This is a genomic window from Hyphomonas sp. UBA3601 (genome assembly GCF_002375605.1).
Lineage (GTDB): Bacteria > Pseudomonadota > Alphaproteobacteria > Caulobacterales > Hyphomonadaceae > Hyphomonas.
Genome location: NZ_DFME01000120.1, coordinates 15,796 through 33,108 on the forward strand (window position 1 = coordinate 15,796; position 17,313 = coordinate 33,108).

The following is a 17,313-nucleotide window of genomic DNA, read 5'->3' on the forward strand; positions in this document are numbered from 1 at the left end:
GGCACGCCGATCTATGCAGCGGGCAATGGCACGGTCGAGCGCGCCAGCCGCTATGGCGGCTATGGCAATTATGTCCGCATCAAGCACGCCAATAATTACAAGACCGCCTACGCCCACATGTCCCGCTACGGACCAGGCGTTCGCGCTGGCAAGCGGGTCCGCCAGGGCGACGTGATTGGCTATGTCGGCTCGACCGGTGCCTCAACCGGACCGCACCTGCACTACGAAGTCTACATCAAGGGCAAGCCAGTCAACGCGATGCGCCTGAAACTGCCGACCGGCCGCAAGCTGGCTGAGACGCCGGACATGCTTGCCGAATTCGAAGCCCGCAAGGCCGAGATCGACGCGATCCGCACAGCCCAGGGCGCCCAGCTCATGGCAGGCACCGGCTCGCTGACCAATCCACCCTCTCCGTAAAAGGAATGTCGCGGAGTTCCCGAGGCTCCGCGTATCCTGCGGCTATTGCACTGGGTGATGCGCCTCCAGAAATGTAAGCGTCCGATTCAACACATCCGAACGTGCGTACGTGGACTGCAGGAAATGATCCTCGCCTTCCATCTCCACAAAGGTGAAGTTCGGGCGGTTTCCGGTAGCTTCGCGCATCCGCGTGAACTGCCGGAAGGGCACGCGCGTGTCTTCGCGGCCATGCATGATCAGGATCGGCGCCGACATTGCCCCGGCCTGACGGACCGGCATGATGGCCGCGCGGCTGGCATCGTCTGAAAACCGGCCTGACCCGAGCATCAATTCATAGTGATTGTAAGCATCGCTGTCGGGTGTGTATTCCGACAGGCGCAGGATCGGATCCGTCACTCCGTTCACCGAGATAGCACATTTCACCCGTCCGGAATCCCGCGCGGCCACCATCAGGGCCGAATAACCGCCATAGCTGCCGCCAGCGATGCAATAACCGTCCGGCTTGGCAATGCCCTGCGCGATGGCCCATGCCGCACCGTCGATCACGTCGTCGACCATCTTGCCGCCATACTCGCCATATCCGGCGAAGCGATGCTCCGAAGTCGAACCGGTCGAGCCGCGATAGTTCGGGCGCAATACGGCATAGCCTGCCTCGGCATAGGCGCCGGACCACCAGTCGAACTCGGCCGTGTCATGGGCCACCGGGCCGCCATGCGGCAGGACGACCAGCGGAAACGGGCCATTATCCGACGTCTTGCCGGGCGGCAAGGTGACGAAACCCTGAATGGTGCGGCCATCGCGGGCCTCATACGAAATCGAAACGACATTTCCAACAGGGCGGTTCACCAGATGTGATCCGGCGCTGCCGATGCTCCCCATCGTGCCGGCGGCAGAGTCATAGACGAAATAGTCTGCCGGCCGCCCGGCCTCCGCCAGGGCGACAGAGACTTTCTTGCGGTCGGCCGTCCAGGAAGTGATCGTAACATGCTTGCCCGGCATGGCCGCCTCGATGGCGGACTGCGCAGCATCCAGTTCCGGCACGAGGAAAACCTGCTCATCCCATTCCCCACCATATTCGACCCCAACCAATGTGCCCGTATAGGGATCGATGATCGTCGCGGCGGCCCCGGCCCGCTTGTCTCCGATCATGACGGGAGACATCGATCCGTCGCGCAGCGACATGTAATTCAGGCCGCGGTTCTCACCCCTGTCGATCCAGACGATCAGGTCTCCAACGCTTTCTTCGAGCGCGATCAGGCGCAGATTACGAACATTCACATCATCTTCGAAGTAGATTTCATCCCGCCCGCGATAAACGGTCGACGTCCCGAGATTGATGTCGCGACGCAAACGGGCAACCTCTCGACCATACTGGTCGAAAACGACCTGATCTGTGTGTTTGGGGAACGTTTCAGCTTTCCGGGTCTTTCCGTTCTTCAGATTGACCGCAAATGTACGGGGCATCCAGCCCTTGTTGGATTTCGTCGGCATGATCGTACCCGAAGTCGCACCACTATCGTAAATCCATCCCATGATCAGGACCTTGCCCTCATCCTGGGGCAGCAGAGACACGATGTTCGACGTGTCCACCATGCCCCGCGTGTCGTTCATGAGTACGGTGGATTCGCCAGAGTTCACATCATACGAAACGGCCCGCCACGCCTCGAATTCCTGCATTCCGCTCTGAGTCTGCAGGCGCTCGAACATACCGAAACGAAAGATCAGGCGCGCTTCATCTACCCAGAAAAAATCTTTCAGGCGATACGTGGAGTCGAGGCCGATCAGAGCAGACTCCGTGGCCCCGGTCAGGTCGAACACACACAGCGACGGCAAGCCCTGCGGGGCGCATTCAATGGCCAGTTTCGTGCCTTGAGGAGAAAGCTGCGGCTCAGCAATTCCGTCCGCACGACCATAGAGTTCCGCGATCTCGTTCATGTCCGCGCGCGCCGTCTGGCACGCGGCCGCCAGTGTCACCGCGAGCGCGGTCAATATCATTTTCAAATGCAAGATGGCCTCCCTGAGTGACAGAAAGGCCATCATAAAATTCTCGGTCGATCAACCTTTAGTTCAGGGCTGCAGCACCTTTGGCGAACCCGTTCGGGACGCCATTGATGGACAGCTGGTCGCCTTCGACCCCAATCTCGATGGTCTCGCCATCATGGATGCGGCCTTCCAGCAGGAGGCGGGCCAGAGGATCTTGCAATTCCTTCTGGATGACACGCTTGAGTGGCCTTGCCCCATAGACCGGGTCATAGCCCCGCGCGGCCAGCCAGTTGCGAGCATCGAGGCTCAACTGCAGCGTCATCTTCCGATCCTTCAGCAGCGCTTCCAGGCGCTCCATCTGGATATCGACAATATGGTCGATCTCGCCGCGGCCCAGCCGCTTGAAGAAGACGATCTCGTCGATCCGGTTGATGAATTCGGGTCGGAAATGCGTGCGGATAGCGCCCATGACGGACTCTTTGGCTGCCTCCGACACCTCTCCCTCTTCGCCGCTCGCCAGCGCGTCTGCGCCGAGGTTCGACGTCATGATGATGATCGTGTTCTTGAAGTCGACCGTACGGCCCTGACCATCGGTCAGGCGCCCATCATCGAGGACCTGCAACAACGTATTGAAAAGGTCCGGATGGGCTTTCTCGACCTCATCGAACAAGATCACCTGGTAGGGCCTGCGCCGCACTGACTCCGTCAGCACACCCCCTTCATCATAACCAACATAGCCCGGAGGCGCTCCAATCAAACGGGCGACGGAATGCTTCTCGGAGAATTCCGACATGTCGAGCCGAAGGATCGCGGTATCATCGTCAAACATGAACTCGGCCAGTGCCTTGGTCAGCTCTGTCTTGCCGACGCCCGTCGGACCGACGAACAGGAAAGAGCCGATTGGGCGGTTCGGATCCTGCAGGCCTGCACGCGCACGGCGAACAGCATTGGAGACGGCCTCCAGCGCAGCATCCTGACCCACGACCCGCTTGCGCAAATCGTCTTCCATCTTGAGCAGCTTCTCGCGCTCGCCCTCCATCATCTTGTCGACGGGAATGCCTGTCCACTTCGAGACCACGGCAGCAATATGCTCTGGGCGGACGACTTCGGAGACGAGTCCACCGTCTCCCTGATCATCCTCGCTGCCTTCGACTTCCGCAATGAGCTTTTCCAGCTGCGGGATTGTCGCGAACTTCAACTCAGACGCCTTGGTCAGGTCGCCTTGGCGCTGGGCTTCCGCCATGTCGGCATAGGCCCGGTCGAGCTGTTCTTTCGCGGAGGCAGCGCCCTTCAACTTGTTCTTCTCGGCGGACCATGTCGCCGTCAGCTCATCAGACTTTGTCTGCAGATCCGTAATCTCGCTCTCGATTGTCTTGAGGCGATCCACCGAAGCAGCATCCTTTTCTTTCTTCAGAGCCTCGGCCTCGATCCGCAATTGCAGGAGGCGGCGATCGATCTCGTCGAGTTCTTCGGGCTTGGAATCGACCTGCATTCGCAAACGCGCAGAGGCTTCGTCCATAAGGTCGATGGCCTTGTCCGGCAGGAACCGGTCAGTGATATACCGGTTCGACAAATTGGCGGCAGAAACAATCGCGGCGTCCGACACGCGGATACCATGGTGCGCCTCGTAGCGACCCTTCAGGCCACGGAGAATCGAGATTGTATCGGCAACGGTTGGCTCATCCACGAAAACGGCCATGAACCGTCGTGCGAGGGCGGGGTCACCTTCAACATGTTTGCGATACTCGTCCAAAGTCGTCGCACCGATACAGTGCAGTTCGCCACGCGCCAAGGCAGGCTTGAGGAGGTTTGAGGCGTCCATTGCGCCATCACCCTTGCCCGCACCAACCAGCGTGTGCATCTCGTCAATGAACAGGACAACGCCCCCTTCCGCCTGCTGAACTTCATTCAGCACGGCCTTCAGGCGTTCCTCGAATTCACCGCGGAACTTTGCCCCCGCAATCAGTGCGCCCATGTCGAGCGCAAGCAGGCGTTTGCCTTTCAGGCTTTCTGGTACGTCGCCATTAACAATGCGCAGCGCGAGTCCTTCGGCGATTGCCGTTTTACCCACACCGGGCTCACCAATCAGGACAGGGTTGTTCTTCGACCGGCGAGACAGGACCTGGATCGCACGGCGGATTTCTTCGTCGCGCCCGATAACCGGGTCGAGCTTGCCTTCCCGCGCATCCTTGGTCAGGTCGCGGGCGTATTTTTTCAGGGCATCATAGCCTTCTTCGGCATTTTCACTGTCAGCGGTGCGACCCTGACGGAGTTCGGCAATGGCGCCTTCGAGGCCAGACGAGGTCACGCCCGCATTGGCCAGCACGTCAGAAGCCGGATCACCCTTCAGACTGGCGATTGCCAGCAACAGGCGTTCAACGGTGACAAAACTGTCGCCAGCTTTCTTTGCGTCCGCTTCGGCAGTCTGGAACAGCTGGGCCCCTGCCTGCTCGAGACGTAGGCCAGAGCTTGCGCCTTGCACCTTGGGCAGTTTGCCAAGCGCCGTGTCGATGCCTTGCGCAACCAGTTCCGGACGACCCCCGCTTGCACGGATCAGGTTCACCGCGAGTTGGTCGCGGTCTTCCAGCATGGTCTTCAGGACATGGGCAGGCGTCAGAACCTGATGGCCATTCGCCAAGGCAGCGGTCTGTGCACCCTGAATGATCGCGCGAGCGCGCTCTGTGTATTGTTCAATATTCATCTACATCCCCTTTGAAAGGCAGATCATGGAAGTTGGTGGACAATGGCCCCGCTCAGCGGCAGCCGGTATCCGGTTCTTTCCTGATGTGGGAAGCCTTGATGGGTTTGCAACCGCCCGCACCGTCACGATACGCGCAAGAAAAAGCCCGGCCTGCAAGATGCAGCCGGGCTCTTCAAATCGGTTTGACGACTTGCAATCAGTCGGTGGTTTCGGCGGAAGCCTCTTCGGGCTGGGCACCATCATCCCCCTTCGGCGCAGCTTTACGACGACCACGGGAGACGGTTTTCAGCACTCCATCGGTTTCAGCTTCTGGCGCATCATCGGCCTTTTCGCGCTTGGCGTAAGGCTTGCGGCGACTGCGCGGACGGGGCTTGTCAGCCTTGTCATCGCCATCATCGGACTTGTCTGAATTTTCCGACGCGTCGTCCTGGTTGGATTTCGCATCGCTGGATGAGTCAGAGTCCTGATCGGAACGGTCATCCTCGTTGCGGTTCTTGTTGCGCGATTCGACTTCGGCTTCCTGCTTGGACGAATTGTCGTCATCGGCATTGCTGTTGTCATTGTTGTCATTGCTATCGCGATCATCGCGGCGATTGTCGCGATTCTGATTGCGATTCTGCTGGGAGCGTTCTTTCGCTTCCGCCTGCTTGGCCACGATGCGCTGATAGTGTTCGGCAAACTGGTAATACGCCTCGGACAGGATCCGGTCGCCGCTGGTCTGGGCGTCACGGGCATATTGTTGGTATTTGTCCAGAACCTGCTGTGCAGAGCCACGAATCTTCACATCCGGACCGACGCTTTCATAGTGACGATTCGGATTGTTGTGGCTGTTCTGGTTGTTACCGCCTGAGCGACGATTGCGCCCGCGTGAACGTTTCATGCAGATCTTCCCGTTTCATGCGCCTGATCAGTTTTCAGGCAATTCCCAGCGCAATTGGCCTTCTGGATAAAGTGGCCCCAGCCCTTGATTTGCGCGAGTCTTGTGAGGGGGACATGCAATTACACCGTGTGTGGTCGCCGTCTCACGAGAATCTTCTAGCGTGACTTTCCCAATACGCCAAGAAGAAATGTAAGTATTACACAACAGGGTGTTGCGCGGCAATGGCCCGGTCATTTCCGCCTAGATCCTTCAGACAGGTGATGGCTTCAAATCCGGCCGTTTCCAGCAAGGCGCCGACGGATAGTCTCTGGTCATACCCGATCTCGAATACGAGCCAGCCGCCGGGCTTCATCCGACCCGCTGCAAGGCCAACGATTTCCCGATAGGCATTCAGGCCATCCGGGCCGCCATCAAGCGCTGCCGCCGGATCATGGTCACGAACTTCAGGCATGAGGCCTGCCATTTCCGCGCTGACAATATAGGGCGGATTGGAAATGATCAGGTCCGCTGCACCCCATTTCTGCCAATCGGACCATGGGCCGTTATGGATCGATGCGCGATCCGAAAGGCCAAGCCGGGACAGGTTTTCCTCCGCCAGTTCCGCTGCATCCTGGCTTGCCTCGACGCCCTCCCCGGTCGCCAGCGGTCGATTTGCGAGGATTGCGGACAACAGGCACCCACTCCCCGTTCCAAGATCAGCAATGAAGACAGGTGCATTGTCAGGGATGCGCGCAAGGGCCGCCTCAACCAAAATTTCGCTGTCCGGGCGTGGAATCAATGCGCGCCCATCGCTCAGGAATTCAAGACCGAAAAACTCCGTCGAGCCAATGATGTGTTGCAGAGGCTCGCGGGCGGCGCGGCGCAAAATACTGTTGGAATATGCAGAATTGATTTCATCTGAAACATTGCCTCCCCCTCGCGCTATAAGGTCTGAGGACTGACAGCCAGCCGCATGGGCCAGCAACCACCGCGCTTCAAGCCGCGATGTATCAATGCCGGCTTTGCGCAACTGCGCCGCGCCTTCTGCCAGTAAAGTGTCATATGTCTTCGCAGGCAGCTTAGTTCGCCTCCATCGCGGCCAGCTTGCGCGCCCGGTCTTCCGTAATCAGCGCTTCGACAACATCGTTCAGCTTGTCGCCCGTGATGATCTTGTCGAGCGAATACAGTGTCAGGCCAATACGGTGATCCGTGACCCGGTTTTCCGGGTAATTATAGGTCCGCACCTTCTGGCTGCGGTCGCCCGTGCCGATCTGGCTGGCGCGCGCCTCGGCGCGTTCAGCATCGCGCTCGGAGCGCTCTTTCTCGTAGAGGCGAATCTTCAGCTGTTCCATCGCCTTCTCGCGGTTGACGTGCTGGGACTTTTCCGAACTCGTCACCATGATACCGGTCGCAAGATGGGTGATACGCACCGCGGAGTCCGTTGTATTGACGTGCTGGCCGCCCGCACCGGAAGACCGCATTGTGTCGATACGGATGTCTTCGGGTTTGACTTCGATCTCGACATTCTCGGGCGCAGGCAAAACAGCCACAGTCGCGGCCGACGTATGAATGCGTCCCTGCGTTTCGGTCGCTGGCACACGCTGGACGCGGTGCACACCGCTTTCCCACTTCATGTGACCGAACACGCCGTCGCCAGCAATATTGGCGACGATTTCCTTATAGCCGCCGGCATCGCCTTCGGACGCGTCGACCACTTCAACTTTCCATCCCATCGTCTGCGCGTAGCGTGTGTACATGCGGTAGAGGTCGCCTGCGAACAGGGCGGCCTCGTCTCCGCCTGTTCCGGCGCGAACCTCCAGCACGATATTGGCCGCGTCATCGACATCCTTCGGCAATAGCAGGACCTGCATCTCCTGCTCCAGGTCCGGCAGGCGTTCCTTGATGTCCTCGATTTCCATCTGGGCCAATTCAGCCATTTCGGCATCGCCAGAGGATGCCAGTGCCTGCGCCTCCTCCAGGCCCTTGCGCGCTGTCATCACTTCCCGCGCCTTGTCGACCACGGGTTTCAGTTCGGAATGCTCCTTGGACAGGGCGATGATCTCGTCGGTTTCGGTCGTCGCGCCCATGCGCGCTTCGACCTGTTCGAAACGATCAACAACCTGCTGGAGCCGGGAAAGGGAAAGAGTAGCCATCCGCGCCCTTTAGAGCGCTTTTGGCCACCTGATAAGTCCCTTCGGCTGTGATTGCCTAAGTCAGAGGAGGATGCGGATCACTTCCTTACCGGCCAGCACGATCAGCGTGATCGAGGCGAGCGCGAAACACGTAAACCGCAAAACCACTTTCGGCGACAGGATCTGGACGAAGGAATGCAGAACGCGCAGGCCGACATAAATCCAGGCAATCAGCGTCGCGAGATGGTCCCCACCACCGGTCAAGGCCGCAAAGAACATCAGGGCATAGAAAATGGTCGGCTGTTCATGGAGGTGATTGTAATTGTCCGCCACAGACCGGACATTCGCCGGCAGTTTATCGCCATAGGTGCCTGGATGACGGGCGTCGTCCGGGTTTATATGAGCCTTCTGCATGGCGGGGATACGCGTCGCGTACATCCACAACCAGAGGATCAGCGTCCATACGATAAGCGCGAGAACAGGATGGAGAAATTCGACATTGATTGGCATTTTGGCCTCCCACAGCTTTTTTAATTGCGGGGAGCTTAGGCACTATTCTGCAGCATGAACAGCACTTTGCGTCCGAGAGGCTTCAGGAAACTGTGCGTGAACGAAGGCAATGAACGTGTCGATGTCTTCCGATACAATGCTGTGCCCGCCCGGCCTCAGCCACCACGCAATCCCCGCCTCTGGAACGAAATCCTGCTTCATGCCGCCCGCTGGCAATCCCGGCTCACCAGCCGCTTCATAAACGTCTGAGGCCGAAAGGGCTGCGCGAAAGGAGGAATTCGGATCGGACCAGACATCGCGGCGTCCATTGCCCAGCAAGACGGGGGTTGGCGCCAACAGGCCCAGCAATTGGTGCTGATCCACCGGCAATTCGTCCAGCCGATCCAGCCAATCCTGTATTTCAGGCGCCAGCCAGTGCGGGTAGGATTCTGCCATACGCTTCAATCCTTCACCTGTTTCCGAACGCGAGAGCGATGCGCCAGCGAACCCGGTCTGGTGCGCAATGACCCCGTCAGTCCGCCGGTCCCAGGCGCCCGCGATCAGCGCAGCCTTGCCGAACCGCGAATGCCCGAACAGCACTATCGCGTCGGAATCGATCGCTTCGAGGCCCTCCAACGCGTCCATAGCGGCCGAATACCCGTAGGCCCAAGCCATCAACGTGCTGGTTGGATTGATCGGCCCGCCCAGATTGGCCATCACGCCCGGCGCTTCAGTGCGGCGATCCGGCACAAAATCCGACCCATAGAAACTCGCATAGGCAATGCCCGAATCCATGAAGCGGTCGAGCGGCACTTTGGCGATATATGTGCCGAAGATCTGGGTCGCGATGAAGCCGAATGTACCCTCCATCTCGCTGCCCTCGCAGATCGTTCCGTCGGTCGCGGTGACCGGGTAACCGGGAAAGGCCGCGCAGTTGGAAGAAAAGGTCTGGCTGATCACAAGCGGGAATGGCCCATCCCCGGCGGGAGTGGCTACAGCCAACCAGAATTGGCTCGCACCCTCACCTTCACCGATCGTGACAGGTATCTCTTCAAGCCGTCCTTTTCCGCCAAGCAAATTGGCATCGACCAGACGTGGCTCACCCCATTCGATCGGTAGTCCTTCCGGCCATGGCCCGTAAAGAACGTCCTCAAAGCCCTGCATAACGTCTGATCGGTAAGCTGGCTCATTTACAATCGCCGCCACATTAAGTTCAGGCTGGGGCACAGGCTTGTTGGCCGTCTCCAGGCTCGCATAATTCAGGCCCAGCATGGTGCAGCTGCTCATGATCAGCGCGGTCACAAAAATGAGCAACAAGAGCGGCACGCGGACAAGAAACCAGACAAGGGCACGAAACACGTTGAGCATGGACCTCTCCGAGAAAAATGTTCCGGCACCCTAGCGGCATTTATCCGGCCGCCTACCCCCTCACGGAAAAGTGGTCAGGCCGCCCGTTCCGGCTCGAACTGGGCGCGATACCGCCGCGAGCCCGGTACCTCGTCGCCCGTGTCCAGCCGCAGGGTCACATCCCCTTCGCCGGTAGGCTCAATTGCCTGCACATGGTCCAGGTTGACGATGTGTGAGCGGTGCACCCGCACATGCCGTCCGCCAGCGGCATCCAACAGACGTGACAGCTCTGTCAGCGTCAGGCGCGCCAGATAGGATTTGCCCTTGGTGACAACTTCGACGTAATTGCCCGCCGCCTTGGCCCAGATCACATCCGGGGCATTCACGAAATAGGAACGCCCACCGGATTTCAGCGTCAGCCGATGCAAATCAGTTGCGTCGCGTTGCGCCACCCGGGAATCAAGTGCGCGTTGCTCGACCAGTCGGTTCATCCAGAAGATCGCAGCGATCAGCGAATAGCTCAGCACATCCTTGCGGTATTCGTAGAGCCAGACCGAAACATTCGAGAGCCCGAAATCATACGGAATGCCGAACACAATCGGCGTGAGCAGTTTCCTCAGGGCCACCATGGCCAGGATATGTGCGACCGAGAACAGTATTGTCGCCGCTGCATGCACCAGCAGATTGGTGCGCCACTGCCCCGCCGAGAGTGGGAACCGGCTGAGCATGAAAGTGATAAAGGGCGTCAATGCCAGGATCACGCCATGCGACGTCGCCTGGCTCAGCCATGGCAGGTTTGGGTACGGATCCCCAACCCGATTCAGCAAATGCTGATCTGACAAGGACTCCACGAGAAATGACGCGAACAAGAAGCATCCGAAATAGATCCACGTCTTCCGGTCTGCGCGACGGTCAGCTTCGATCTCGGGATGCAGCTTGCGAGGTTCCATGACCCGCTTCCTGCCACAAGCCGGGCTGGAGCTGGAACAGAAATCTCAGGATTTCGTCCCCAGGTACCGCCGCACACCCCTGGCAGAGGCCTTTCATCCCCCCGACACACCGATCGCCCCATCCGAGCTGACTTGGACCCGTGTCCCCAACAGGCTGGCGTCAAATCCACAGGAGAAACCCATGCCCAACGCTCCCGCCTTCCCGCGCCGATACGATCTAGACTGGCTGCGCATTATCGCGTTTGGCCTGCTCATTCTCTACCATTCCGGCATGTTCTACGTGACTTGGGGCTGGCACGTGAAAAGCGTGCATGCAGGCCCTGAGGCCGAATGGGCGATGATGTTGCTGAACCCGTGGCGCCTCGCGCTGCTTTTCTTCATCTCCGGCGTGGCGCTACGCTTTGCAGCCGACAAGCTGGGCGGCTCGAAACTGGCCCGGGAACGCGTCGTACGTCTGGGCCTGCCCATCCTGTTCGGCATGGCGGTCGTGGTCGCGCCGCAAAGCTGGCTGCAGCTGGTCGAATCCGGGGAGTTTTCAGGCAGTTTCTTAGCCTTCTGGCCTCAATACCTTGATTTCGGGTCGGATTTTTCGATCACAACCCCCACCTGGAACCATCTCTGGTACATTGTGTACCTGCTGGTCTACACGCTGATGCTGGCGCCATTTGCGGGTCGGATCGCGCGCTTCATGGGCGGCACCGGCGCGCGGATCACAAAGCGCCTGTTCGGCGGAAAATGGGGGCCAGCCGCGGCGCTTGTCCTGCCCGTACTGCCCCACATACTCTACCGCATTACCCTCGATCCCTATTTCAAAACTACCCACGACCTCACCTGGGACTGGGCCAATCACGCCCACAGCCTGACCATGCTGATGATTGGTTTCCTGCTGGCCAAGGACGTCCATTTCTGGAGCGCAATCCGCCGCGTCTTGCCCTTTGCGGTCGGTCTGATGGTCGGTCTCGGCGCAGGCCTGTCTGTCCTCTGGGAAAACTGGGAAATGCTCAGCGAGGGCGGAGACTGGGACTGGATCATCTGGCCAGCCCGCATTGCGCGCCTCGCCTATGCCTGGATCACCATCGCAGCCCTGCTCGGTCTCGCCGAACGCTACCTCAACCGGCCCAGCCGCGCGCTGACCTACATGACCGAGGCGATCTTCCCCTGGTACATCCTGCACCAGACGCTGACCGTCATGCTCGGCTACTGGCTGACCCGGCAGGAACTGCCTGTCGGGATCGAAGCGCCGCTTGTCATCGGAGGCACATTTGCCGGATGTGCCCTGTTGCACGAATTGGTCATCCGCCGCGTCGGCTTTCTGCGGCCGCTATTCGGGCTGAAGCCCGCCAGCGCGTCGCCCGTCTCTAGAAAGGCGAGCGCGGCAGCGACAGTTTGAAAATGATCGCCAGCGCGCGGATCATGAAGGCTGCGAGGAGACCGCCTCCAAAGGCAAAGGTCTCCTCGACGGCGCTCAACTTGAGCAGGAAATAGACGAGCGACCCCATCAGGGCGGCTGTCGCGTAAATATCCTTCTTGAGCAGCAGCGGCTCTTCATTGGCGACGACATCACGGAGCAAGCCGCCGGCACTTGCCGTCATCGTGCCCATGATCAGCACGACCGGCCAGCCAAAGCCAAGCGACATGGCCTTCGCCGCGCCGGTCACCGCGAACAGCGCCATGCCGAACGCATCGGCCCAACGCAGGGGCCGGAAATTCTCCAGCCAGCGATGAAAGAAGAAGGCGGTGAAGCCTCCTGCGACCGCAAGCCCGAGGGTCTGCGTGTCCTCCAGCCAGAAGACTGGTTGGGACAGAATCAAGTCGCGCAGTGTGCCGCCGCCAATCGCTGGCAGGAAGGCCAGCACAATGACGCCGAACATGTCCATTTGCTTGCGCACGGCGACAATGCCGCCAGAGATCGCAAAGACGAACACGCCGATCCGATCGGCAAACAGGAGAAGAAGGTCAGGGGTCATATGCTGAGCAGGTTCAGCCTATTCGGCTGCCACCTCGGCCGCCTCGCGTTCACGGCGCAGGGATTCGGCTTTCTGCTCCACGAGACCGACAATGTGATCGACCATTTCGGCATTCGAGACATTATGGTCGGCGCGGCCGGAGACGAACATCTTGCCGCTTTCCTTGCCGCCACCGGTAAAGCCTAGATCGGTCAGGGCCGCCTCGCCCGGTCCGTTCACGACACAGCCGATAATCGACAGGCTGATCGGCTCGGAAATATGCGCAAGGCGCTGTTCGAGCAGTTCGACGGTCTTGATGACGTCAAAACCCTGCCGCGCACAGCTGGGACACGCCACGATGTTCACGCCGCGTGTCCGCAGACCGAGCGACTTCAGCATCTCGAAGCCGACCTTCACCTCTTCCACCGGATCGGCGGAAAGCGAGACACGGATTGTGTCGCCAATGCCAGCCCAGAGCAAAGCGCCCATGCCGATGGAGGATTTCACGGTACCTGTGCGCAGACCGCCAGCTTCAGTGATGCCCAAATGTAGCGGCGCGTCAGTTGCCTCGGCCAGTTGCTGGTAGGCCGCCACGGTCAGGAACATGTCCGAGGCCTTTACCGAAATCTTATAGTCGTGGAAGCCGAGATCATCGAGGATACGGGCATGGTCCAGCGCGGACTCGACCATCGCATCCGGGCAAGGCTCACCATATTTTTCCAGCAGGTGGCGCTCCAGCGAGCCGCCATTGACGCCGATCCGGATGGAGCACCCATTGGCGCGCGCCGCTGCCACGACTTCCCTCACCCGGGCTTCAGACCCGATATTGCCGGGATTGATCCGCAGGCAAGCCGCGCCAGCGTCGGCGGCTTCGATACCGCGCTTGTAGTGAAAATGGATGTCCGCAACGATTGGCACGGGACTCGCCCGGCAAATTTCCGGCATCGCGGCTGTGGAGTCTTCCGTTGGACAGGAGACACGCACAATGTCCACGCCCGCTTCTGCGGCGCGCTCGATCTGCGCGAGCGTGGCGGCGACATCCTCGGTCGGCGTGTTCGTCATGGTCTGCACGGCAATCGGGGCATCGCCGCCCACAAGCACGTTGCCAACGCGGATCTGGCGGGATTTCCGGCGCTCGATATTGCGCCAGGGACGGATTGGATTATGCGACATGGGCGCGGGGTCCTGTCCGGTGAGTGTCCCGGATCACATGGCGGGTCCGGCGGCTCATGGCAAGCCTAGCGGGTCGCCTTGTTGCCACCATTGGCAGCCATGGCTGGGGCCGCCGCGTCGGTGGCACGACCAATCTGGTCATCAATGCTCGCCGAAAATACCTGGGCGCCTTCAGGGCCCAGAGGGCCGATCGTGACATCACCGACACGCCATTCAAAGGCGCCGCCATTGCGGGCAGACACGGTCCAGCCGGCCTGAAGGCGCGGAAAATAGCTCTCCCCGGCAGCCATTACGCGGCTGCGGAAAATCGTGCCATCAGCGCCGCGAACTTCCATCCAGCCCTGCTTCACCGCCACCAGTTCCAGCGGCAAATTCCTGGGGACAGGGCGATCGGATTTCGTGGATTCCGCGAACAGGCTGTCACGCGCACCATTTACGGAGACGACACCAGGTTCGGCGGAAAGTTCGACATTCGGGCGCACCAATTGCGACACGCCGAGCGCGCCTGCGCCCAGCGCAACCAAGACCGCGGCCGCAGCAACCGCGAGTGGCCATTTGGCCTTTTCCGGTGCGATCTGGCCAATCTTGGGGACCGGGGCGTCGCTGTGCACTTCTTCGACAGCGCCGCATTCCTGACTGTAAATCCGGATTACGTCCTTTTCCGGCAGCTGGAGATACTTGGCGTAAGTATTGAGGATCGCGGTCAAATAGCCGCCACGTGGAAGTTCGCCGACTTCCATGCGCTCAATCCACATCAGATAGTCTTTGCGCATCAATGTTGCGCGGGAAACGTCTGCGATTTCGAGGCCCAGAGCCTCCCGCACACGGCGCAGGACCTGGCCCATACGCAACGTCTCGCCATCAAACTCGCGCGCCTGGAAAATCTCCATGGCGCGTTCGCGCGGGGTCATTTCCGTCTCATTCGACTCAGATTCCGACACGCTCGCAGACGTGTCCTGCGATGCCGCAGGGCTCGCATCATCACGGTCGTGCTCAGGGGTCAGGTCGTCGTGTGCCATATTCTTCCAGCTCTTCGATACAGCGAGGGGGTCCCCTCCCTGCAGCGCAATTTCTGGTCCATGAATGTGGTTATTATATGGGCCAGTCCATATTAACCATCAGAAAGCTCAATCCCATGATCGGCTGCCAAGGCTAATACTTGGTTACGGAAATCCTGCTTCGGGGCGTCCAGAGCCGCCAAAAAGTCGGGCCTGAATGCCTGCAAGTCGAATGACCTTATCATTTGCTTGACCGGTCCAATAGAGCCCGCCGACATCGACAATGTGGTAAATCCCAGTGCCACGAAGCAGAGCGCAGACAGGGTTGATCCCGTCGCTTCCCCGCACGCGGACATGCGTATGCCATGAGTTTTACAGGCGTCCGAGACCTCTTTCAGGAATCGCAATGCGCTAGGTGACACCAGATCGTAGCGATCCGATACATGCGGCGTCATCCGGTCAGCTGCGAAGAAAAATTGCATCAGGTCATTCGTCCCGACCGACAGGAATTCCGCCTTGCCGGCAAGTTCCGGCAAACCATACGCCAAGGCTGGCGTCTCCAGCATCACGCCGACTTCCACGCGTGACGGTCGGCGGCCTGTGCGCTTTGCCGACCATTCAACTTCTTTCAGCAACAGATCTCGCGCTTCCTCGAATTCGGACGCCACCGTCACCATCGGAAACATGACGGTCAGCGGTCGCTCTCCAGCGGCGCGGACGAGCGCGCGCAATTGGCGTCGGAACAGGCCCTTATGGTCCAGCGCGAACCGGATCGACCGCCAGCCCAACGCGGGGTTTTCTTCCCGTTGCAAGTTCAGCGCGGGCAGCACTTTATCGCCGCCCAGATCCACTGTGCGGAAGATGACCGGCTTGCCATCGGCCTTGTCCAGAACGCGCTTGTAGAGGTCGATCTGGTCATTCAGCTTGGGCAGAGATTCCGAGACGAGGAACTGAAATTCAGTGCGGAACAGGCCTACGCCGTCAGCGCCTGCCTGTTTCATCATGTCCATGTCGAGGTCGAGCCCTGCATTCAGCATCAACGAGACTTCCGTGCCATCGGTCGTGCGGGCTGGCAGATCCTTCAGCGCTTCATAGCCTGCCTGACGTTCTGAACGCAGCGAAACCCGCCCTTTGTACGCATCGTACAGGGAGTCATCCGGGCGAATATGAAGCGTGCCATCCTCGGCATCGACGATGACCCAATCGCCCTGGTCGATGCGTGTGGTCAGGCCGGCAATGCCACCCAGTGTCGGGATACCAAGGGCGCGTGCAACGATGGCCGCATGAGACGAGGCGGCTGCCTCCTCCATCAGGATCGCCCTGAGGCCGGTGTTGGAGTATTCCAGCAGTTCTGCCGGTCCAAGCCGCCGCGCGACAAGCACGCTGCGCTCCTCGCTGATCTGGGGCTTGCCCTCTTCCCCGCCGAGAATGCGTAGCAGCCGGTTGTCGAGATCTTCGAGGTCGTGCAGCCGCTCGCGCAAATAAGGGTCCCGCGCACTTTGCAGACGTGCGCGGTGTTCGCGCCGCGCCCGGTCAACCGACGCCTCAGCGGAAAGCCCGGACTTCACGCCTTCCTGCAGCTTTTCGGCCCAGGACGGATCATGTGCTAGCAGACGATAGGTTTCCATCACATCGCGCGGGTCTTCGCCCAGCGCGGCGCCATCCAATGCCATCATGCGGTCGATAGAGGCCTTCAGCTCCGCCATGCCTTCGGACAGGCGCTTGCTTTCGGTCACCTGATCCGCCGCGAAGAATTTCGCGGCCGGCACGACCGGATCGTGCAACACAGCGCGCCCATAACCGAGGCCTTCGCAAAACACGCGTCCTGTCAAGGATGCCGTGTTGCGCTCTCGCTTCTCATTACCGCCATTGTTCAGCGCATCGGGATCAATCCGATCGACAATCTCGGCCAGCACCATGGCGATTGTCTGGAGGTTGTCGATTTCCTCATCATCATAGGCCCGCTCGGTCCGGTTCTGAACCGTAAGGACACCAATGACACGTCCGCCGCGCAGGATCGGGACACCGAGAAAGGCGTGGAACGGGTCTTCGCCGGTCTCCGGCCGGTAGGAGAATGAGGGGTGGCGCGGCGCGTCCTGAATGGCCATCGGCTCGGCGCGGCGTGCAACCAGACCGACAAGTCCCTCATTCACGCTAAGGCGTGTGGCGGCGACAGCATCGGCCTTGAGACCTTCCGTCGCGATGAGGAGCAGCGCGCCGCCCTGCAGTCTGAGATAGATGGAACAGACATCAGCCACCATGGTGGAGGCGATCAGGCGCACGACCTTGTCGAGCCGAGACCGTGTTTCGCCTTCCTC

At 59.9% G+C, this 17,313-nt stretch carries 14 protein-coding genes; 2 read left to right on the forward strand and 12 right to left on the reverse strand.

All coding sequences use genetic code 11. The annotated features are described in order from the left end of the window. Nucleotides 1-417: M23 family metallopeptidase (locus B4F73_RS12865; protein WP_290483461.1), on the forward strand; the 417-nt coding region annotated here is incomplete at its 5' end. Between the two features lie 42 nt (nucleotides 418-459). Here the strand turns inward: B4F73_RS12865 and B4F73_RS12870 are convergent. From B4F73_RS12870 to B4F73_RS12905, 8 genes are all read right to left on the reverse strand, one after another. Then, the gene (locus B4F73_RS12870) at nucleotides 460-2,424 is read right to left on the reverse strand and encodes an alpha/beta hydrolase family protein (protein WP_290478540.1); all 1,965 of its coding nucleotides are present in this window, start codon (nucleotides 2,422-2,424) and stop codon (nucleotides 460-462) included. Nucleotides 2,425-2,479: 55 nt separating this feature from the next. Next, a complete protein-coding gene (gene clpB / locus B4F73_RS12875; protein ID WP_290483462.1) occupies nucleotides 2,480-5,101 on the reverse strand; it encodes an ATP-dependent chaperone ClpB in 2,622 nt (873 codons plus the stop codon). Nucleotides 5,102-5,297: 196 nt separating this feature from the next. Next, nucleotides 5,298-5,981 carry a DUF4167 domain-containing protein gene (locus B4F73_RS12880; RefSeq protein WP_206992438.1) on the reverse strand — a complete coding sequence of 228 codons (684 nt, stop codon included), beginning with the start codon at nucleotides 5,979-5,981 and terminating at the stop codon, nucleotides 5,298-5,300. Nucleotides 5,982-6,177: 196 nt separating this feature from the next. Further along, a complete protein-coding gene (prmC, locus tag B4F73_RS12885) occupies nucleotides 6,178-7,038 on the reverse strand; it encodes a peptide chain release factor N(5)-glutamine methyltransferase (RefSeq protein ID WP_349678090.1) in 861 nt (286 codons plus the stop codon). Between the two features lies 1 nt (nucleotide 7,039). Beyond that, nucleotides 7,040-8,113 (reverse strand): peptide chain release factor 1, encoded by a 1,074-nt coding sequence (gene prfA, locus B4F73_RS12890; protein WP_290478543.1) that lies wholly within the window; start codon nucleotides 8,111-8,113, stop codon nucleotides 7,040-7,042. Nucleotides 8,114-8,173: 60 nt separating this feature from the next. Next, complete coding sequence (locus B4F73_RS12895; protein ID WP_290478544.1) at nucleotides 8,174-8,602, reverse strand: MAPEG family protein; 429 nt, start codon at nucleotides 8,600-8,602, stop codon at nucleotides 8,174-8,176. Between the two features lie 42 nt (nucleotides 8,603-8,644). Continuing rightward, on the reverse strand, nucleotides 8,645-9,949 hold the full coding sequence (locus tag B4F73_RS12900) for a hypothetical protein (protein WP_290483463.1): 1,305 nt from the start codon (nucleotides 9,947-9,949) through the stop codon (nucleotides 8,645-8,647). Nucleotides 9,950-10,023: 74 nt separating this feature from the next. Beyond that, complete coding sequence (locus B4F73_RS12905; RefSeq protein WP_290483464.1) at nucleotides 10,024-10,878, reverse strand: LytR/AlgR family response regulator transcription factor; 855 nt, start codon at nucleotides 10,876-10,878, stop codon at nucleotides 10,024-10,026. A 181-nt stretch (nucleotides 10,879-11,059) separates the two neighbouring features. Here B4F73_RS12905 and B4F73_RS12910 point away from each other — a divergent pair, with 181 nt between their 5' ends. After that, nucleotides 11,060-12,268: an acyltransferase family protein gene (locus B4F73_RS12910; RefSeq protein ID WP_290478546.1), complete on the forward strand. Its 1,209-nt coding sequence runs from the start codon at nucleotides 11,060-11,062 to the stop codon at nucleotides 12,266-12,268. Here the strand turns inward: B4F73_RS12910 and B4F73_RS12915 are convergent. From B4F73_RS12915 to ptsP, 4 genes are all read right to left on the reverse strand, one after another. Further along, nucleotides 12,237-12,845 (reverse strand): trimeric intracellular cation channel family protein, encoded by a 609-nt coding sequence (locus B4F73_RS12915; RefSeq protein ID WP_206992431.1) that lies wholly within the window; start codon nucleotides 12,843-12,845, stop codon nucleotides 12,237-12,239. The two genes, B4F73_RS12910 and B4F73_RS12915, sit on opposite strands and share 32 nt — an antisense overlap. Before the next feature lie 18 nt (nucleotides 12,846-12,863). Further along, nucleotides 12,864-13,997, reverse strand: coding sequence for a flavodoxin-dependent (E)-4-hydroxy-3-methylbut-2-enyl-diphosphate synthase (gene ispG, locus B4F73_RS12920; RefSeq protein ID WP_206992429.1), 1,134 nt, complete (start codon nucleotides 13,995-13,997; stop codon nucleotides 12,864-12,866). A gap of 65 nt (nucleotides 13,998-14,062) precedes the next feature. Further along, a complete protein-coding gene (locus B4F73_RS12925; protein ID WP_206992428.1) occupies nucleotides 14,063-15,016 on the reverse strand; it encodes a helix-turn-helix domain-containing protein in 954 nt (317 codons plus the stop codon). A 92-nt stretch (nucleotides 15,017-15,108) separates the two neighbouring features. Next, on the reverse strand, nucleotides 15,109-17,313 hold a 2,205-nt coding region (gene ptsP, locus B4F73_RS12930), incomplete at its 5' end, for a phosphoenolpyruvate--protein phosphotransferase (RefSeq protein WP_290483465.1).